This is a genomic window from Ardenticatenales bacterium (genome assembly GCA_020634515.1).
Classification (GTDB): domain Bacteria; phylum Chloroflexota; class Anaerolineae; order Promineifilales; family Promineifilaceae; genus JAGVTM01.
Genome location: JACKBL010000006.1, coordinates 371,992 through 392,628 on the forward strand (window position 1 = coordinate 371,992; position 20,637 = coordinate 392,628).

The following is a 20,637-nucleotide window of genomic DNA, read 5'->3' on the forward strand; positions in this document are numbered from 1 at the left end:
CTCACAAAAAGATAGGGAGACCGCCGCCGCGGAAACCGATTGGTGCTTGCCAACTGCCGGCATTCCTGCCAGAATACAGCGCAGTACAGGAGAATACTATGACAGAAAACGAACAGGATTTAAGTAAAGCGCGACGCTGGCTGCGCGGCGTCGGAGAGCGGCTGCGGGCGGCGCGCCAGGTGGTTGTCGATGCCTGGGGACGGGGGCGAGTGAATGCCGGCAACTGGCTGCGCCGCCGCCGGAAACTGAAGGCTGATTTCGTCGTCATGCGCGTCGGCGGCCCCCTGCCACAGCGGTCCGGCCCACCGCGCAACTTCTGGCAGCGCCAACTTCCCCTACCGCCAGAACCCCTCAGCATGGAAGTGCTGAATGCCCGCTGCCACCTGATTGCCGCCGCCGACAACGTGCGCGGCGTCCTGCTCATTCTCACAGGCCTGGAAACGGGGCTGGCAACACTCCAATGCCTGCGGACCAGCATCACCCGGCTGCGGCAGGCAGGCAAGGAAGTGGTCGTTTTCACGCCGAACCTGGACCTGCCGCACTATTACGTGGCCTGCGCCGCCAATCGCATCATCGTCCCGCCGGGCGCGCAGTTTGAGGTGCTGGGGCTGTATGCGGAGACGGTTTTCTTGAAGGATGCGTTGGCAAATGCCGGCATTCACGCCGACGTCATCCAAATCTCCCCCTACAAAACCGCCGGGGACCCCCTCAGCCGCGCCGACATGAGCGCCGAAATGCGCCAACAACTGGACTGGCTGCTAGACGACCGCTTCGACATGCTCACCGCCGACATAGCCACCGACCGCGGCATCGGCCAGGAAGAAATCAAGCGCCTGATCGACACCGCCCCCTACTTCCCCGCGCAAGCGCAAGCCAACGGGCTGATCGACGACGTAGCCTACGAAGACGAACTCGCCCATCTCCTGGCGCGCCCGGAAAACAGCGAAGAACCGGCAGCCGACAAGCGCCCCGAAGCGCGCCTCGTCACCTGGCGGCAAGCACGCCGCCTGCTGCTGCGCCGCTACCGCCGCCGCACCCGCCGCTACATCGGCGTCATCAGCCTGGAAGGGACCATCATCATGGGTTCCAGCCGCCGTCCGCCAATTGAGCTACCCATCCCACTGGTCGGCGGGCAAATGGCCGGCGACGAAACCATCGGCGAAATGCTGCGCCTGGCGGAGCGAGACGACGACATGGCCGCCCTGATCCTGCACGTCGATTCCGGCGGCGGCTCCGCGCTGGCCTCCGATTTAATTCACCGCCAGATGGCGCGGCTGGCCCAACACAAAAAAGTCATCGTCTACATGGGCGATGTGGCCGCATCCGGCGGCTACTACGTGGGAGCCGCCGCCGACCACATCATGACGCAGCCCGGAACCACCACCGGCTCCATTGGCGTAATCATGGCTCGCCTCAGCACGGCTGGCCTCTACGAAAAGCTGGACATCCACCCCGTCGCCTTGCAGCGCGGCGCGCGCGCCAACCTCTATCGCGGCACAGAGCCAATGACGGCGGCGGAGCAGGAACTCTTCACGACCAACATTCAGGAAACGTATCGCCAATTTAAGCAGGTCGTGGCCGACGGGCGGGAAATCCCCATCGACGCTCTGGACCCGATTTGCGAGGGGCGCGTCTGGACGGGGCGGCAGGCGCGGGCGCATCGGCTGGTGGACAGCCACGGCGATTTCGTCGATGCGGTGCGACTGGCGGCGGAGCTGGCGGAACTGCCCACGGATGAGGAACATGCCATTTCCGTGGCGGACTACTACCCAGGCAGCAAGGATTACCTCTTGCCACGCCCCTACGACGCGCCCCAGGCGCTGGTGGCCTGGCTCACAGGGGATTGGCTGCGAGCGCACCTGCAGGGCAAGCCACTCTGTTTGCTCCCTTACGACATCAACATTCGATGAGTTTTTCCGCAGCAACGTTCGATTAGTTTTTCCGCCTTGCGATGTTGTTATGCTAAAATCACCCCATTATGCGCATTGCCCTTATCTCTGACATTCACGGAAATTTGCCGGCACTCCACGCCGTGCTCAACGATATTCAAAAACAAGGCGTAGACCAGATCATCTGCCTCGGCGACCTGGCTAACGGCGGCCCCTTCCCCGCCGAGTGTATCGCCACCGTCAAGTCCCTGGGTATTCCCACGCTGCAAGGCAACCACGAACTGTACATTCTCAACCAGGTTCCCGACGTAGACGCCAACGACCCCTCTTGGGGCACGGTCCACTGGACGCGCACCCAACTAGACGGGGAGTTGACCGCGTTCATCGACGCGCTGCCGCTGACGTATGAAATGCCGGAGCAGGAAGCCGTCTGTTACCATGCTTCGCCGCTAAATCAGTTTCGGGGATTTATGCCGGCACATACCGACGACGAAATCGCCACCCGCATGACCGACCAGGACAACATCACCCTCTTCGTCGGCCACACCCACTGCCCCCTCTACCGCCGCTGGTCCAACTCCTGGATCATCAACTGCGGCTCCGTGGGCATGCCCCTCGACGGCTCCCCCCACGCCAAATACGCCATCGCCACCTACCACGAACAACGTTGGCAAGCTGAATTCCGCGCCGTCGCCTACGACATAGACAGCGTCATGCGCGCCTACGACCAGAGCGGCCTCCAGCGCCACGGCGGCATCTTCGCCGCCCTCTTCCGCTACCAGGTCCTCACCGGCAACAACCTGCTCACAGCCTACCTCAGCGGGCTGCGCCAATATGCCGCCCTGCAACAAATCGACACCATCACCGCCATTGATCGTTACCCCGCCCCGGCGGCCATTCAACAGTGGCTTAACCACCATTAACGCTTCACAAGCACGCCGCACCCCACAGGTGCGCCGCACCCCACAGGTGCGCCGCACCTCTACTCCTGAAATTCAAACAGGTGCGTACTCACTTCCTGATTTTGGAGCTTGTTCATGCACACGCAAATCGCCGCCAGACTCAACGTAGACATTGGCGTCAGCAAACTCGTCCTGACCCAATTCCTCCACAACGAAATCACCAAGACAGGCTTCAAAAAAGCCGTCCTCGGCCTTTCCGGGGGCATTGACTCCGCGCTCTCCTGTTTTCTCGCCGTGGCCGCCCTGGGTTCGGAAAACGTACTGGCGCTGCGTATGCCCTACCGCGCCTCCTCCGCCGACAGCCTGGAACACGCGCAACTGATCATCGACCAGTTGGGCATTCCCAGCGAAACCGTGGACATCACCCCCATGTGTGAGCCGCTGTTCGCCGCCTCCCCCGGTATCACACCACGGCGCATGGGCAACATCATGGCCCGCATGCGCATGATTCTGCTCTATGACCGCTCCATGGCTGGCGACGCACTCGTCGTCGGCACAAGCAATAAAACAGAATTGCTGCTCGGCTACGGCACGATTTTTGGCGATCTGGCCTCCGCGGTCAATCCTATTGGCGACCTCTACAAAACCCAGGTGCGCCAACTTGCGCGCGCCCTGGGCGTCCCGGAGGTGATTGTGAACAAGGCGCCCACGGCAGACCTGATTCCCAACCAGACGGACGAGGGCGATCTCGGCTTCACCTACGCGGAGGTGGACAAACTGCTCTATTTGCTGGTAGACGAGCGTTATTCGCCGGAGGAAGCCGTCAAAGCCGGCTTTGAGGCGGACATGGTGCGGCGCGTGCTGCACATGGTCCAACGCGCCCATTACAAGCGCATGATGCCCGTGCTGCCCAAAATCAGCAGCCGCACCATCACGCACGACTTTCGCTACCTGCGCGACTGGGGACAATAAGCAGCCACGGTTGTCCCATTTTCCAAATGGGACCGGGAGTTGTCCCATTTTCTAAATGGGACCGTAAGTTGAAAATGTCCGATTTGGAAAATCGGACTACGGACGGGGTTGTCCCATTTTCTAAATGGGACCGTGGGTTGAAAATGTCCGATTTGGAAAATCGGACTACGGACGGGGTTGTCCCATTTTTCAAATGGGACCACTTCGCCCGGTGAATGAAGGCATGAACGAACCAGGAAAACGCGCGGGTTGGCACAGATGGATGGTGCTGCTCATTTTCGTAACTCTCTTCGCCCATACCCTGCCATCGCAGGCTGTGCCCGCCTGGCAAAGCAAGGTTGCTCCGTCGGTTCTGGCGTTGGCGCTGGATGGAGAAGCGGAGTTCATTGTTTTCCTGGCGCAGCAAGCCGACGTAAGCCAGGCGGCCATGTTGCCGGCAAAACCGCAAAAAGGGCAGTACGTCTTCAACACACTCAGCCGCCAGGCACAACAAACACAGCGCCTGCTCCTGTCCATTCTGGCAAACCACGGCGCAGCGTATCGCAGCTACTGGGTTGCCAACATGATCTGGGTACGTGGAGACATGGCCACCCTGCAAGCCGTGGCCCAACGCGCGGAAGTCGCCCAAGTATTCGCCAATCCCGCCTTCCGCTTGCGCGAGCCGCTGCCCGAACCAGAGCAAGCGGCCGCGGCGCAGGTAGCCTGGAACCTGGCCCTGATCAATGCGCCGGGGGCGTGGGCGGAAGGCATCACCGGGCAAAACATCGTCATCGGCGGGCAAGATACCGGCTACGACTGGGACCACCCCGCCCTGATCAATCAATATCGCGGCTGGGATGGGGAAAACGCCGACCACAACTACAACTGGCACGACGCCATCCACAACGGCGGCGGCATTTGCGGTGTGGACGCGGTGGAACCGTGCGACGATTGGGGGCACGGCACGCATACCATGGGCATTATGGTCGGCGATGATGGCGACCAGAACCAGATTGGCGTGGCCCCAGGCGCCCGCTGGATGGGCTGCCGCAACATGAACGCCGGCGTGGGCACGCCCGCCTCCTATAGTGAATGCTTTCAATGGTTCATTGCCCCTACCAACCTGCAAGGAGAAAACCCGGACCCGGCGTTGGCTCCGCACGTGATAAACAACTCGTGGTCCTGCCCGCCCAGCGAAGGCTGCCTGGACCCGTTGATTATGCGAACAATCGTCAGCAATACGCGGGCGGCGGGAATTGTGGTCGTGGCCAGTGCCGGCAATAGCGGCAGTAGTTGCAGCACCATCAATACCCCACCCGCCATCTACGACGAATCCTTCACCGTGGGGGCCACGACCAGCAGCGACGTGATCGCCACCTACAGCAGCCGCGGCCCCGTGACCATTGATGGCAGCAATCGCCCGAAGCCGGACGTGGTGGCCCCCGGTTCCGACATTCGTTCAAGCTGGCACGGTGGTGGCTACACGAATTTGAGCGGGACCAGCATGGCGGCGCCGCATGTTGCCGGCACAGCCGCCCTGATGATGGCCGCCAACCCCAACCTGATCGGCCAGGTCGCGGCCATCGAAGACATCCTGGCGCGTACCGCCCAGCCACGCACCACGGAGCAGACGTGCGGCGACGTGCCGGGCAGTCTCTTGCCCAATAACACCTACGGCTATGGGCGCATTGATGCGCTGGCCGCCGTGAGCGCGGCGCAGGCCCGCCTGGGACCGTATCAACTGTATACGGCAATATGGGTCAACGAGAACCATTAGGCAGTCGCTTGAGGTAATGACGATGGCCGTTTTTCCGAGTGTGGTAATTGCCGGCGGAATGCCGGCATCTGACGACCCCATCTTCGCCTACACCCAGGGAAGACCGAAAGCGCTCCTGGAAATGGCCGGCAGACCCATGATCGAATGGGTCCTGGCCGCCCTGCATGCCTCCGCCCACACCGGCGACACCGTCATCGTCGGCCTGCCCCCGGAAACCCACCTGCAAACCACCCGCCCCGTCCACCTCCTCCCCGACCAAAACAGCCTCATCGACAACGTCCTCGCCGGGCTGGCCTGGGCCGCCCAACAGCAGCCGGACGCGCGCGCCGTCATCGTCAGCACCGCCGACATCCCCACCCTCACCAGCGACATTGTGGACGAATTTCTCAGCCGCTGCCAGCCGCTGGACAAAGCCCTCTACTACCCCATCGTCAGCCGCCAGACCATTGAGGCCCGCTTCCCCGCCTCCCGCCGCACCTATTCCCGGCTGGTAGATGGGGCGTTCGCCGGCGGCGACCTGGTGCTGGCGCAGCCGCGCATCGCCCACACAAACGTGGCCCTGTGGCAAACGCTGGCGCAGGCGCGCAAATACCCGTGGAAGATGGCCCGCATCATCGGCTTCACGATTCTGCTGAAACTGCTCTTCCGCCGCCTGCGCATTGCCGATGTAGAGCGACAAGCGGCCCGACTCATTGGCCTGCCCGTGGCGGCTGTGCCCTTCCCCCACGCGGAAATCGCCATGGATGGAGACAAACCGCATCAGATTGACCTGCTGCGCCAGGCGTTAGCATCCAACAATTGACCTCTTCTCACCGGAGAAAATACCCATGGGCAAATTTATCGCCATTGAAGGCGTCATCGGCGTCGGCAAGACAACGCTGGCGCGGCTGCTCCAGCCCCATTTTCAGGCGCAAGTGGTCCTGGAAGTGTTCGAGGAGAACCCTTTTCTCCCCTTCTTCTACAGCGACCGAGAACGCTACGCCTTCCAGACGCAGTTATTCTTCCTCCTCAGTCGCTACCACCAGCAGCGAAAATCGTTGCCCGCGGCGCTGCGCCAGGGAAATGTCGTCACGGACTATACGTTTGCCAAAGACGAGATTTTCGCCTGGCTCAATTTGAAGGATGACGAACTGGCGATGTATGGGCGTGTCCATGCCGCTTTGGCCGAAAAACTGCCCCGGCCTGACCTGATCGTCTTCTTGCGCGCCGACCACGACATTCTCATGCGCCGGATTGCCTTGCGTGACCGCCCGTATGAGCGAGATATGGACCCGACTTATATTCGCAGTGTGGCGGCGGCCTATGACGCCTGGTTGACGCACCTGGACGGTATTCCCACCCTGGAGATTGACACAAACGAGCTGGATTTCTTGATGCGCGAGTCAGACCTGGAAATGATTGCGGCGCGGGTACGGGCGTCGCTGGCGGACAGTGGGTCGCCGGCGGCATCCGCGGAGCAAGGACCACGCCCCATCGCGCCAGGGGAGACACTGGCCCGTTTCCAGCAGTTTCACCGGGACCTGGACGCGGCGAAAGGTTTCAATCCGGACATTTTCTTCAATTTCATGCTGCTTACGGAGGAAGTGGGCGAAGTGGCGCACTTGCTGACACACTTGCATAGTGATGCCCGAAGGCGGGAGCGGGAGGGCAGCGCGCCTGCGGCGGCGTATCAAGAGGCGATGCTGGGCCAGCGCGAACAGTTGAAGGAGGAGCTTGCGGACCTGTTGGCGTACGTGATGAAACTGGCGAATTATGCCGGCATCGATCTCGACGAAGCCTACCGCGACAAAATGAATCGCAACATACGCCGCGCCTGGACACGCACCGACAAGTGATGCCTCAGGTGGCGGCGCAACAGGGAAAGAGTACCATTTACGCATTAGAAAATTGTGGTATCTATTTTATTGTGGCGTTTTAGGCGCAGCGGCGGCGTAAATGCCGGCAAAAAGGCAAATGACGGATGCGCCCTGGTCGGCAGCCTGCCACGGATCACCCGCGTTGGCCAGGCCACTGATTACCTCACGACTCGCCTGACACATTTTCGGGCCGAATCTTTCAGGCGAACGCGCCACACATTGCCCCGTTTCGGTCCCATAAGATGGCGAGGCATCGCTTCCACATATCCTTCCATCGTAAGGCGTCTCACTCTTCATCTTGGGTTGCGTCGCGCCATCATCCATGAACCCGACCGGCAACCCCACAACATCTGATGAACGAACCCACCCCCTCACATGGTCCTGAAAGCCCCAGCGACAGCGTTCGCTTGCAGACATTATATGTCGTCAACAACCTGCTGCGACTGATGGACAAAGATGGGTTAGATATTGACGCCATCTTGCCCCAGGTACTGCAAACGGCCATGCGAGAGCTGCACTGTCAGTCAGGCAGCATCATGATCGTTGACGATGCCGGCAATCTGGAACACTTGTGGCATATCGACAACAACGACCCGACCTACCCCGACCGCTTCATTCAGCGCGTCCTCACCGACGGCATTGCGGCCTGGGTCATCCGCAAACAACAATCCGCCCTTATTCCCAACACCCTCACGGACACTCGCTGGCTGCCGCGTTCCGACCACCCCTCCGTCAACCAACCCTGGTCGGCCATTTGCGTCCCCTTGCTGGCCCGCCAGCGCGCCATCGGCGTGATCACCGTCACCAAACCAGGCACGCGGCAATTCACGCAGAACGACGTGTATCTGCTGCAAGCCATCGCGGACCTGGCGGCAGTCACAATTGCCAACGTCCGCCTCACGGATGACAGTCGCCGCCGCGCCGCCGAGTTAACCACGCTGATTGCCGCCACGCTCACCGTTTCCGCCAATTTGCAGCGGGAAGAGATTCTAGGCATTGTCAGGGAACAGATGGTGGCGCTGACAAACGTGCAGCAGAGCATTATCTGGTCATATGAACGTCAACGGCAGCAACTCACGCCGTGGGCGCAGGACAATACAGCCACGGCAACGGCCGTCACCGAGCAAGACTTCCCCTGGTTCGAGCGGGTACTTATTCAACGGAACTGGGTGCAGAACCGCCAAGACGGGCAGCTTACACCATCAGAACGCGCCTGGATGGAACAGTACCAGGCCAAAACAATTTTGATTGTACCGCTGCTGGGCGTCCAGGGAACGATGGGCGTGGCCCAGTTAGTAGACACGGAGACATGCCGCACCTTCACGGACCACGAGATTTCCCTCATCTGCACCCTGGCGGCGCAGGCCGTCATCGCCCTGGAAAACGCGCAGCTCTATGAGCGCGCCCAACGACAGTTGCGCGAGTCCAGCTTCCTCAACCAGGCCAGTGCCGTCATCAACTCCACGCTGGACATCCAGGAAATCATGGAGGTGCTGCTGGACAATACCAACAAACTGCTGCAAGTGGAAGCGCTCTCCATCGCCCTGCTAGACGAACAGAAGCAAGAACTGGTGTACGAGGTGGCCGTGGGCGCGGGCAGCAAGGAAATCGTCGGGATGCGCCTGCCCATGCACGAAGGCATCGCCGGCTGGGTAATGCAGCAGGGTCGCCCGGCGCTGGTCACGGACACCAGCCAGGACAGCCGGCACAGCCAGAGCGGCGATACCCGCACGGGAACCAAGACACGAGCCATTATTTGCGCGCCGCTGCAAGCACAGGGCACGGTTTTTGGCACGCTCCAGGCCATCAATCCCGCCATGGGATCCTTTACGGAAGATGATCTACAACTACTGGTGAAACTGGCAAACCTGGCCAGCAGCGCCCTGAACAATGCACGGCAATTCGCGCGCACGCAGGCAGCGGAAGCGCGCTATCTGGGGCTGTTTGAAGACAGCATTGACCCCATCATTCTCACAGACACGGCGGGGAGGATATTGGAGGTGAACAGAATTGCCGGCAATTTCCTCGGCTACACCAAAGAAGAACTGCGCGGCATGGACATCGCCATGCTGCACCCGGAAAAACCCGCCTTCCTCGCCTCGGAAATCGCCCTGCAGTCGATTCAAGAAGACGCCCAGGTACACATCAACCAGGTCATCACCCGAGCCGGCGCCATCATTCCCGTGGAAGTCTATGCCAAACGGCTGCACACAGGTGGCGCGGAAATCCTGCAATGGATTCACCACGACATCTCCAAACAAGTGGAACTGGAAGAGATGCGCCAGGAATTGATGGCCATGCTCATCCACGATCTGCAAAACCCGTTGAGCAACATCATCACCAGCCTGGAGATGCTGGGACACGAACTAGACGCCCTCACCAACCCCACCAGCATGGCTATCCTGGAGATCGCCAACCGCAGCAGCCAGCGATTACGCGCGCTCATTCGCTCGCTCCTGGACATCAGCCGCCTGGAGGATGGCAACAAATTGATGGACCGCAGCGTCTTGTCACCGCATCAACTCATCCAAGAGGCGCGGCTGGCCCTGCTGCCCGTCCTGCAGCAGCGGCACATCCACCTCTACGTGCACACGGAAGAGAATCTGCCGGAGGTAGACGTTGATGCGGATATGATGACCCGTGTGCTGATTAATCTGTTGGACAATGCGCTGAAATTCTCCGAAAAGGAGCAAAGTTTGACGATTACGGCCCATCGGGATAAAACGAACGCCGATTTCGTCCTGATTCGCGTGGCGGATCAGGGACCGGGTATTTTGCCCATCCACCGCGAACTCGTTTTTGACATGTTTTACCGCATCCCAGGCAAAAGCGCGGGCAAAGGCATCGGCCTGGGTCTGGCATTTTGCCGTCTGGCCGTGGAAGCGCACGGCGGACGTATCTGGGTAGACGAAGCGCCCGGCGGCGGGGCACTTTTCAGCTTCACGCTGCCGGTCGCCGCACCCCAGACGCATGACTGAACGACTCTATTACACAGACGCCTACACCATACGTTTTCAGGCCAACATTCTGGAACGCGCCCAGCACCAGAAGCAGTTGGCGGTCGTGTTGGATCGCACCTACTTTTATCCGACATCGGGCGGACAACCTTGTGATGAAGGGCAAATTGCCGGCACACCCGTCACCGACGTCATCATCCGCGAAAGCGATCAGGCGGTGCTGCACATCATGGCCGGAGAAGTCTGGTCCGGCAACCCCGTGAGCGCGGAAATTGCCTGGCCACGCCGCTTCGACCACATGCAGCAGCACACCGGCCAGCATATTCTCTCGCAAGCATTCATCCGCACCGCCGCCGCCGAGACCGTCGGCTTCCATCTCGGCCAGGAATACAGCACCATTGACCTGCACCGGAGCGACCTGACCGGCAGCCAGGTAGAGCAGGCGGAAACCATCGCCAACCAGATTATCTGGGAAAATCGCCCGGTGACGGCCCGCTTTGTCAGCCAGGAGGAGGCCGGGAACCTGCCTCTGCGCAAAATCCCCCCGGTCAACAGCCACCAACTGCGCTTGATCGACATTGACTCGTTTGATCTGACGGCCTGCGGCGGCACGCATGTGACACGAACGGGTGAAGTTGGTATGATTAAAATCGTGAAGTTGGAACGGCGCAATCAAGAATTGCGCGTCACGTTCCAGTGTGGCCGGCGCGCTTTGCTGGATTACCGGCAAAAGAACCGCATCGTGAACAAATTGGCCGCCGATCTGACGGTGGGATATTGGGAACTGGAAGAAGCGGTGGCCCGCCTGCGTGACGAGAACAAATCTTCGCGGACGCTGCTGAAGCGTCAGCAGGCGGAATTGCTGCTGGCGGAGGCGGACAGGCTGCTGCGCCAGGCCCGACGGCAAGATAATGTGACGATTGTGACGCAGGCTTTTGCCGCGGACCGCGATCCGGGGCATGTGCGTCAGTTGGGAAATCTGTTGGTGCAAAATGCGGGCGTGGTGGCGCTGTTGGGTGTGGCCGGAGGCAGTGCGCGATTGGTGTTTTGCCGTGCCGGTGATGCGCCCGGCGAGATGAATCAATTGATCAAAGCGGCGCTGCAGGTCTTGGGCAGTACCGCGGGTGGTGGCACGCCGGCATTTGCCCAGGGGGGAGGTCCAGGCGCGGATGTGGAGCGTGTGCAGGCAGCTTTGCAGCGCGCGGAAAGACTACTGCTGGCGCAGCTTCTTTCGTGAAAAGTACGTTCTATGGAACAATTGGCTGACAAGGTTTACGTGGAAACGGAGTATGCCGGCATCAACGTCGGCGCACTCATCACTAAAAAGGGCATCGTCTGCATTGACATCCCCTCCTACCCGCGTGACGCCCGCCACTGGGTCGATCAACTTCATATGCTCGACCCCCGTCCCATTCGCTACATCATTATTACCAACTGCCACGGCGACCGCCTGCTCAACGCCCGTTGGCTAAACGCCCCCCTCATCACGCACCAGACCACGGCGGACCGGCTGATCGGCTACGACAAACGGTATCCGCAGCCGCTGCTGGACAGTCTGATCGCCCGTAACCCGGATGCGGGGCGGGATTTAAGCAACAGCCCCGTGGAGCGAGCCTCGCTCAGTTTTACGGAGGATATGTCGCTGTTTTACCACGATCATGAGGTAAAACTGCGTTATCTGCCTGGACCGGAATGTGGATCGGTCTGCGTGCATCTGGTTGATGCCGGCATTCTCTTCACCGGCGACCTGCTCACCGTAGACACTTGCCCCATGCTGGCCCAATCCGACATCGATGCCTGGCTGCAAAGCCTGGAATTTCTGCGCCAACCTGAGTACAATGCCCCCGTCATCGTCCCCGGTCGCGGCCCCATCACGGAAGCCAGCAGCCTGACCGTGCTTGCCGAGTTCATCCACGACGTGCGCGCATACGTACGCCAGTTTCAACAGCAAAATCGCCCCCGGAGTGAACTAAACGCCTACGTCGGGGAGATCATGTATGACCTGCCCGCCGGTTACTTGCCGCGCGAGTGGATACAAGCACAACTTCGCGCGGGTCTGGAATACATTTACGATCAAATGAAGACAAAAGCCAGGCCAGAACAACCCGGCTAACCCCAAACCATTTCGCCGCACAAAGGATGCGCCATGTTTGATAACTCTGATAGCGCCATAGAAGCTCTCAAAACCGTCCCATTTTTCTCCAGCTTGCGGCGCGAGGAGGCCAACGCGCTGGTCGCGCGCATGATCCCGCGCCGCTTTGCGCCAGACCAAATCATCTTCCATCTGGGCGACCCAGGCGGACTGTTGTATATCCTCACGCAAGGGAAGGTGAAAATCTCCCGTGCGACGCCGGAAGGCCAGGAAGCCTTGCTGGCCATTCTTGGTCCGGGTGATTTCTTTGGCGAACTGGCCCTGCTGGATGACTCCCCCCGCTCGGCCACCGCGGAGGCCATTGAGCAAACGGAAACAATGACGCTGCATCGAGATGAGTTTCTAGGCTTTCTCGATAACAATCCTGCCTTTACCCACCACGTGCTGCGCACGCTGGCGATCCGCATCCGCCACCTGAACAGTCAAATTAGCGACATTTTCTTTCTGGATTTGCCGGCACGCCTCGCCCGCATCCTCCTCAATCTGGCCGACAACCACGGGCAGCCGGCCAAACAAGGAACCCTTATTGACATCTCCCTCACCCAGACCGATATGGCGGAGATGACGGGCGCTACCCGCGTCAGCATCAACAAAGCCCTGTCCCGTTTCCGCCGCTCCGGCTGGATCATCACCAGCGGGCGACACGTCACCATCGTCCGACGAGACAAACTAGAAGAATTGATCCAAATGTCCGGCGGCTAATAACCCCATCTACTAACGGATGCGCCCCAAGGAACGGAAATCAAATAAGACAACGAAGTTGTTTCCTTACCGTTCCTTCAAACTGACGATGCCATTAAGTACTTTATTTCATCGTCAGTCCTAAGCCAGATTGGACCATTTTCGCCAGAGAAAATTGGTCCAATCTCCAGAGAGCGTTCATAGTTATCCGTGCAACCTTAAAAGCATAGAAAAACATAGACGAGTTTCCAACTCATCCGACAAGAACATATTTGAGGAGACCCCATGCCACAGTTTACCATCATTGAAGAGGACGCCGTTACAGACCCTCGCGTAAGCGCGATCTACGAAGAGATCAAAGCCGAACTTGGGTTTGGCATCGTACCGAACCTGTTCAAGTCAATGGCTGCGCACCCCGCCTTTCTCGCCGCCAACTGGACCCAGTTTCGCGGCGTAATTTTGCAAGGCAAACTGCCACGCACGTTGAAGGAGATGATTGGGGTCGCCATTTCCCAATCCAACAACAGCGAATATGCGCTCAAAGTTCATCTACATGGCCTTTCCGCGTTGGGCATCAGCGAAGAAGTGCTGCGCCTGCTGGTGACGGATTTTGCCAGTTGCCCACTGCCAGAGCGACAGAAGGCGATCATTAGTTTTGGCCTGACGGCGGCCACCGCTCCGCAAACCCTCTCGGATGCGGATTACAACACACTGCATCAATTAGGGCTGGATGATACGGAGATTTTTGAGATTGTGGCCACGGCCAACCTGTTTACGGGAGTCAATCAGTATACGGATGCCATCAAACTGGAGATTGACGCCCTCTAGGAGCCTGAGCAAAAAGACGTGAATCTGAGCAGTCTCAGTAGTCCAAATTGGCTGCCGAGTTCCCGCGCTACAATCGTCATCAGACCTCATGGTACAGACTGGTGGGCTGGACACACAAAATCGGGACGACCTGCTGCAAACGACGCGGCGGCTGCTGGTCGAACTATCGGCCCTTTCTAGCCGTATTGCCGCAGTACAGGAAATCGCCACTGCCATCAATCGCTCGCTCGACCTGGAAGACATTCTAGAAATCGTCGGCAGGCAGGCAAAGTGGCTGCTCGACTTCGATTATTGTGGCGTTTACTTGCTGCATGAACACGATGGCGGGCGCTCGAAAACCTTGTTTGGCCAGACCGAGGCTATTGTCACGGCCAATGCGCCCGTTTTTGCCGGCATTGCCATCAAAACGCGCCAATCCCAACTCATCAAAGATAGCCGGGAAACCATCCCCGCCTATCCCTTCTGCTCCCAAATTGTCATCCCCCTGGAAAGCGAAAACCAGGTGTTGGGGACCATACATTTCGCCGCCCGCGCCGCCGACGCCTACACGCTGGACGACCTGCGCATCGGGTATCTGCTGGCGCTGCAATTGGCCGCCGCCATCCGCAACGCATACCGCTTCACGGAAATTCAAGAGCTGTACGCAGGGCTGCGGCGCGCGGAGCTAATGCGCAACGATCTGACCAACATGATCGTGCATGACCTGGCAAACCCGCTTACTGTCATTACGGGCAGCCTGACGCTTGTGCAAAACGGGGCGGAACAGGCGCATGTTCCGCCGGAGGTGCGGCAACGATTGCTGAATAATGCGTTGGCTGCCGGCAAACGGATGGAGGGGTTGATTCGAGATATTTTGAACGTGAGTCGGTTGGAGGCGCAGGAGTTGCAGTTGGATCGCTCAGTGGTGGATATGGCGGAATTTTTGCGGGGGAAAATGCCGGCATACCAGGCCCAAACCGAACAACAAGACAGACAACTCACCCTGCGCGTCGCCCCAAACCTACCCACCATCTCCCTAGACACGCAGTTAATCGGTCGCGTCCTGGAAAACCTCCTCAGCAATGCCATCAAATACACCCTTCCCGGCGGGCACATTCAAATTGACGCTTCCGCCACGGATGACGGCTGTTGTATCTCCGTGCAGGATGACGGCGAAGGCATTCCCGCCGAACATCACGCCCGCATTTTTGACAAATTCAACCAGGTCAAGGATGAACACGGGCAACCCCTGCGCAGCGGCACAGGGCTGGGGCTGACCTTTTGCCGTTTGGCCGTGGAAGCACATGGCGGGCGTATTTGGGTAGAAAGCAGCCCTGGCGCAGGGAGCCATTTTCATTTTACCCTGCCGCAAGATCGGTTCATTCTTGCCGAATGAACCAATCTACGAAGAAACGGTGAGGATGACCTTGCCGATGTTGCGGTTCTGCCGCACGTAGGCGTGCGCCTCCTGGGCGTCCGGTAGCGGAAAGGCGCGGTCAATCATCGGCTGCAATGCGCCATGCACCAGCAAAGGCCAGAAACGGGCGCGAAATTGCTCCGTGATGGCGATTTTCTCCGCCAGGGGCCGTCCGCGAAGGGTGGAACCGACCAGGCGCAGCCGTTTGCGCAGCAGCAGCCCCATGTCCAATGTGGTCTGGCCGCCGCTAAGGAGGCCAATGCTCACCAACCGCCCCTGGCCGCGCAGCAGTTGCAGGTTGCGCGGGAGGTAGGCTGCGCCCACGGGGTCGAGGATGAGGTCAACGCCTTCGCCGGCGGTGGCTTCCAAAATGGCGGGGAGGAAGTCGGCTTGCTTGTAGTTGACGGCGTGGGCTGCGCCTAAATGCCGGCACACAGCCACCTTCTCATCCGTCCCCGCCGTCGCATACACCTCCGCCCCCATCGACCGCGCCAACTGGATCGCCGCCGTCCCCACGCCACTGGCCCCCGCGTGAATCAGCACCCGTTCCCCCGTCCGCAAATCCCCCTCCAAAAACAAATTCACAAACGCCGTATACCACACCTCCGGCACAGCCGCCCCCTGCGCATACGACCACCCATCCGGCAGCCGCAGCAGCATCTCGTAAGGAACCGCCACCCGCTCCGCGTAGCCGCCGCCGGGCAGCAGCGCGCACACGCGCTCGCCCGGCTGCCACCCCACCACCGCCGCCCCCACGGCCACAATATCCCCGGCCACCTCTAACCCCAAAATCTCGGACGCGCCCGCCGGCGGCGCATAACCGCCCCGCGCTTGCAGCAAATCCGCCCGATTCACCGCCGCCGCGCGCACGCGCACCAACACATCCGCCGCGCCCATCGACGGTTCAGGCACATCTGCCCACACCAGCCGCGGCTCCTCCGCCGCTTGATGCACCACAATTGCTTTCACCGTTTACCTCAAATCCCCCCATCTCGCATAGTCTCATACACCCAGCAACTCCAGGATCGCCTCCTGTTGTCCCACGATAGCGTGCTGCTTCAGGGAAATGCCGTGCGGACCGCGCGCCTGGGCCACGCCAGGGTTATCCGCCAGATACGCCTTCACAATCTCGATCTTGCCCATCATGACGGCGCAAAAGATGTCCATACGCGCCCCATGCGCCAGCAAATGCGCGGCAATCGCCACCTGCCCCGTGTGCGCCGCCGCGCCCAGCGCCGTCTCCCAGTCCCCGCCGCCCCAATCCCAACTGGCATTCACCAGCCCCGGCTCCTGCGCCAGCAGCGCCTGCACGCGCGCCAAATCGCCATGCGCCACGCGCACAAATTCATGCACCATTTCTTGACTGATCGCTGCTTTGTCCACGTCCCTCTCCTCCATTTTGCGAGTGGTTCATTCTCCAAGATTAGACCAATTGGCTCTGGTGAAATTGGTCCAACGCCAGGTGGTTGCGCCCCGATATTGCGCACTTCCGCGCCAAGCCCCCTGGCAACCTGTACAACACTGGCAGTATAGCATGGAACGCCTGGCTCTCCCACGATGCCGGCACAATGGCCGCTATTGACCACATGGGATGTTACCACTTTCCCGCAAATTTGTTACTATTCAGCAGCGGCGGCACAAAGTATATTTCCATCCCCAGGATTGGTTTGTTCTTCAAGAATGAACCAATCTGAAAAGGGGAAGTGATTTCGGGAATTCCCACCCCCACCTGGTACATTCCCCAACAAGGTATCATGTATGCAACGAACCTATCAAACTGTGGGTATCCGACGCTGGCTGTTTTGGCTGCTCGTCGTCGGATTTCTTTGGGTCGTGATCAGTCGCCTCACGGAAATCGGCAACCTGCTGCAAACCATCCGCCAGGGAGCCTGGCAGTGGGTACTGCTGGCGGCAACCTTCCAAATTGGCCGCTACCTGGCCTACACCGGCGTCTTTTATCACAGCTTCGCTACCGTTAACGTCAAAAGCCGCTTCCGCGACCTGATTCCGCTCACCTTCGCGGCCATGTTCATCAACTCCACCGCCCCCTCCGGCGGCGCGGCAGGCATGGCCGTATTCATTGATGATGCGCAGCGGCGCGGCGAGTCGGCGGCCAAAGCCACTGCCGGCACGGTCCTGGTCGGCGTCGCTGACTATGGAGCCTATTCCATGCTGCTCCTGGTCAGTCTGCTCTTGCTGCTGCAAAAACACCAGCTAACGACGCTGGAAGTGATCGGCGCGCTGACGCTGTTCGTTTTCATGCTCGTGCTGTCGGCGATCCTGGCGCTGGGTTTGTGGCGTCCCCAGGCGCTGCACCGGCTGCTGTCCGCGTTCCAACGGCTGGTGACGCGCGTCTTCGCGTTGCTGCGCCGCCCCGCCCCGTTTCCGCTGGGTTGGGCGGATGAGTACGCGGGGGAGTTTAGTCTGGCGGCAGGGGCAATTGCCGGCAATCCACACCAGGTCGTGCGTACGGTTTTGGTCGGGCTGACCGGGCATCTGATCAATGTGGTCAGCCTCTACTGTGTGTTTCATGCTTTTCGGCAAGAGGCGGCGTGGGGGGTGATTGTGCCGGCATACAGCATGACCTACCTCTTCTGGATCGTCTCCCCCACCCCCAACGGCATCGGCATCGTCGAATCCATCATGCCCCTCATCTACACCACCTTCGGCATCTCCACCGAAGCCGGAACCATCATCAACCTCGTCTTTCGCGGCCTCACCTTCTGGATACCCATGCTCCTCGGCTTCGTCCTCCTCCGCCGCCTAAAAATGTTCCGCGGCCCCGAACGCGACCTCGCCGAAGAAGGACAAGTACGCCTCATCGCCACCCTCACCGGCCTCATGGGCATCGTCAACGTCCTCTCCGCCATCACCCCCGGCTTCGCCGCACGCCTCACCCTCCTCACCACCTACTCCCCCATGACGGTCGCCCAGGGCGGACGCCTCACCGCCGTCATCAGCGGCTTCATCCTCATCTTCCTCGGCCTCGGCCTCTGGCGGCGCAAACAAAACGCCTGGTACCTCACCATGATCGTCCTCGCCGTCTCCGTCGCCAGCCACCTCCTCAAAGGGCTAGACTACGAAGTCGCCATCATGGCCGCGCTGCTCTCCCTGCTGCTCCTCACGCAACGCTCCCACTTCCACGCCCTCTCCGACGTCCCCTCCATGCGCCAGGCCGCCTGGACCCTCGTTGGCTCCCTCGCCTTCACCCTCGCCTACGGCTCCATCGGCTTCTATCTCCTCGACCAGCATTACAGCGTGCAGTTCGGCCTCACCCGCGCCCTCAGCCAGACCGTGATCATGTTCACGCAGTTCTACGATCCCGGCCTCATCCCCATCACCGGCTTCGGCCACTACTTCGCCACCTCCATCTACATCGTCGGCGCGGTCACATTTGGCTACGCCTTCCTTATGCTGCTGCAGCCCGTCCTCATGCGCAACGCCCCCTCCGCCGCCGACCGCCAACGCGCCGCCCGCATCGTCCGCCAGCATGGCCGCACCACCCTGGCGCGCATGGCCCTCCTCCACGATAAATCGTACTACTTCAGCGAAGGGGGTTCCGTCATCGCGTTCGCCGTCAAGGGGCGCATGGCCGTCGCCCTCGGCGACCCCATCGGCCCGCCCGCCGACGCCCCCGCCGCCATCCGTCAGTTTCAGCTTCACTGCCGCAAGCACGACTGGGACGTGGCCTTCTACCAGGCGCAACCCGACCACCTGGAAGCGTACCGGCAGCTTGGCTTGCGCGCCGTCTGCATCGGGCAGGAAGGGATTGTTGACCTGACTTGCCCTGCCTCTCGTGACTACGCGAAGGCGTTTGTGCCCGCGCCTGGAGCGGCGCGCAGCCAGACGGCCATTTACACGCCGCCCCTCTCCGATGGCCTGCTCAGCCAGTTACAAGTGGTCAGCGACGAATGGCTCACAGACCGGCACGAACAGGAGATGCGCTTCGCCCAGGGCTGGTTTGACCCCGCCTACGTGCGCCAGAGCGTGGTCGTGGCCGCCTATGACGCGAATGGCTCCTTGCAGGCGTTCGCCAACATCGTCCCCGAGTATCAAAAACAGGAAGTGGGCGTGGACATGATGCGCTGTAGACACAAAACGCCCCCCGCCGTCATTGACCGCCTCTATGCCGCGCTGCTCGAATGGGCGCAAGCGCAGGGGTACGCCGCCTGCAACCTGGGGCTGGCCCGCCACCCCCAGATCAACGGCGAAACGGACGATGCCGCCCTGAACCAACTGCTGCGCTACGTCAACGAACACATGGAACGGCTCTACCACTTCGAGGAACTGCCCTTCCCCCGCACCCTGCGCCCCCGCTGGGAACCCCGCTACCTCGTCTTCTCCGAAGCCACCCACCTCCCCGCCGTCTGGCGCACCATCATCCGCGCCAGCAACAGCCGCAACTTCCGCCGCCAGACCCTCCGCCTCCTCCTCTACCAACTCCGCCTCTCCCGCCGCAAATAGCCACGCCCACTCGCCCGGCTCCCGTAGATTGCAAAAATCTGCGAGATTTTTGTAATCCACCCGCGCGGCGGCGTCGTTGTAGGACAATTCGCTGAATTGTCCTGGCAATTTCGCAAATTGCCCGACGAAGAAACCTGCCGCCCGCGCGGCGGCGTCGTTGTAGGACAATTCGCCGAATTGTCCTGGCAATTTCGGCAAATTGCCCGACGAGCAGGGCTGCCACCCGCGCAGCGTCGTTGTAGGACAATTCGCTGAATTGTCCTGGCAATTCCGCAAATTGCCCGACGAGCAGGGCTGCCACCCGCGCGAGCCGCCACCCGCGGAGCAGCGTCGTTGTAGGACAATTCGCCGCCGAATTGTCCTGGCAATTTCCGCAAATTGCCCGACGAGCAGGGCTGCCGCCCGCGCGACAGCGTCGTCGTTGTAGGACAATTCGCCGAATTGTCCGAATTGTCCTGGCAATTTCCGCAAATTGCCCGCAAACGCCCGACGAGCAGGGCTGCCACCCGCGCGACGGCGGCGTCGTTGTAGGACAATTCGCCGAATTGTCCTGGCAATTTCCGCAAATTGCCCGCGCCTGTCCTGGCAATTTCCGCGCGACGAGCGGCTGCCACCCGCGTCGTTGTAGGACAATTCGCCGAATTGTCCTGGCAATTTCCGCAAATTGCCCTACGAGCAGGGCTGCCACCCGCGCGACAGCGTCGTTGTAGGACAATTCGCCGAATTGTCCCCGCGTTGTGCCATTCGCCGAATTGTCCGCAATTTCCGCAAATTGCCCTACGAG

16 protein-coding genes are annotated in these 20,637 nt (G+C 60.4%); 13 read left to right on the forward strand and 3 right to left on the reverse strand.

Annotated features, from left to right (window positions below; translation table 11 throughout):
- Nucleotides 1–98 precede the first annotated feature (98 nt).
- From sppA to H6650_17385, 6 genes are all read left to right on the forward strand, one after another.
- Nucleotides 99–1,910, forward strand: coding sequence for a signal peptide peptidase SppA (gene sppA, locus H6650_17360; protein MCB8953778.1), 1,812 nt, complete (start codon nt 99–101; stop codon nt 1,908–1,910).
- A gap of 104 nt (nt 1,911–2,014) precedes the next feature.
- Entirely contained in the window at nt 2,015–2,812 is a 798-nt protein-coding gene (locus tag H6650_17365) for a metallophosphoesterase family protein (GenBank protein ID MCB8953779.1), read from the forward strand.
- Nucleotides 2,813–2,926: 114 nt separating this feature from the next.
- Nucleotides 2,927–3,763, forward strand: a complete 837-nt coding sequence (locus H6650_17370) for an NAD+ synthase (protein ID MCB8953780.1) — start codon at nt 2,927–2,929, stop codon at nt 3,761–3,763.
- A 223-nt stretch (nt 3,764–3,986) separates the two neighbouring features.
- Nucleotides 3,987–5,519: a S8 family serine peptidase gene (locus tag H6650_17375; GenBank protein MCB8953781.1), complete on the forward strand. Its 1,533-nt coding sequence runs from the start codon at nt 3,987–3,989 to the stop codon at nt 5,517–5,519.
- A 22-nt stretch (nt 5,520–5,541) separates the two neighbouring features.
- On the forward strand, nt 5,542–6,321 hold the full coding sequence (locus H6650_17380) for an NTP transferase domain-containing protein (protein MCB8953782.1): 780 nt from the start codon (nt 5,542–5,544) through the stop codon (nt 6,319–6,321).
- Between the two features lie 25 nt (nt 6,322–6,346).
- Nucleotides 6,347–7,354 carry a deoxynucleoside kinase gene (locus H6650_17385; protein MCB8953783.1) on the forward strand — a complete coding sequence of 336 codons (1,008 nt, stop codon included), beginning with the start codon at nt 6,347–6,349 and terminating at the stop codon, nt 7,352–7,354.
- A gap of 66 nt (nt 7,355–7,420) precedes the next feature.
- On the opposite strand, the gene H6650_17390 is transcribed toward H6650_17385, so the two are convergent.
- Nucleotides 7,421–7,558: a hypothetical protein gene (locus H6650_17390; protein ID MCB8953784.1), complete on the reverse strand. Its 138-nt coding sequence runs from the start codon at nt 7,556–7,558 to the stop codon at nt 7,421–7,423.
- A 170-nt stretch (nt 7,559–7,728) separates the two neighbouring features.
- On the opposite strand from H6650_17390, the gene H6650_17395 reads away from it, so the two are divergent.
- The 6 genes from H6650_17395 (at nt 7,729) to H6650_17420 (ending at nt 15,368) form a co-directional block, all read left to right on the forward strand.
- Nucleotides 7,729–10,353 (forward strand): GAF domain-containing protein, encoded by a 2,625-nt coding sequence (locus tag H6650_17395; GenBank protein MCB8953785.1) that lies wholly within the window; start codon nt 7,729–7,731, stop codon nt 10,351–10,353.
- Nucleotides 10,346–11,569: an alanyl-tRNA editing protein gene (locus H6650_17400; GenBank protein ID MCB8953786.1), complete on the forward strand. Its 1,224-nt coding sequence runs from the start codon at nt 10,346–10,348 to the stop codon at nt 11,567–11,569. The genes H6650_17395 and H6650_17400 overlap by 8 nt, the downstream gene beginning before the upstream one ends.
- A gap of 12 nt (nt 11,570–11,581) precedes the next feature.
- On the forward strand, nt 11,582–12,445 hold the full coding sequence (locus H6650_17405; GenBank protein MCB8953787.1) for an MBL fold metallo-hydrolase: 864 nt from the start codon (nt 11,582–11,584) through the stop codon (nt 12,443–12,445).
- Nucleotides 12,446–12,478: 33 nt separating this feature from the next.
- Nucleotides 12,479–13,186, forward strand: a complete 708-nt coding sequence (locus H6650_17410; GenBank protein MCB8953788.1) for a Crp/Fnr family transcriptional regulator — start codon at nt 12,479–12,481, stop codon at nt 13,184–13,186.
- Between the two features lie 264 nt (nt 13,187–13,450).
- Nucleotides 13,451–13,993, forward strand: a complete 543-nt coding sequence (locus tag H6650_17415; GenBank protein MCB8953789.1) for a carboxymuconolactone decarboxylase family protein — start codon at nt 13,451–13,453, stop codon at nt 13,991–13,993.
- Nucleotides 13,994–14,081: 88 nt separating this feature from the next.
- Nucleotides 14,082–15,368, forward strand: coding sequence for a GAF domain-containing sensor histidine kinase (locus H6650_17420; protein MCB8953790.1), 1,287 nt, complete (start codon nt 14,082–14,084; stop codon nt 15,366–15,368).
- Nucleotides 15,369–15,374: 6 nt separating this feature from the next.
- On the opposite strand, the gene H6650_17425 is transcribed toward H6650_17420, so the two are convergent.
- On the reverse strand, nt 15,375–16,358 hold the full coding sequence (locus H6650_17425) for an NAD(P)H-quinone oxidoreductase (protein ID MCB8953791.1): 984 nt from the start codon (nt 16,356–16,358) through the stop codon (nt 15,375–15,377).
- Nucleotides 16,359–16,391: 33 nt separating this feature from the next.
- The gene (locus H6650_17430; protein ID MCB8953792.1) at nt 16,392–16,787 is read right to left on the reverse strand and encodes an ankyrin repeat domain-containing protein; all 396 of its coding nucleotides are present in this window, start codon (nt 16,785–16,787) and stop codon (nt 16,392–16,394) included.
- A 360-nt stretch (nt 16,788–17,147) separates the two neighbouring features.
- On the opposite strand from H6650_17430, the gene H6650_17435 reads away from it, so the two are divergent.
- Nucleotides 17,148–19,853: a lysylphosphatidylglycerol synthetase family protein gene (locus H6650_17435; protein MCB8953793.1), complete on the forward strand. Its 2,706-nt coding sequence runs from the start codon at nt 17,148–17,150 to the stop codon at nt 19,851–19,853.
- The last annotated feature ends 784 nt before the right edge of the window (nt 19,854–20,637 follow it).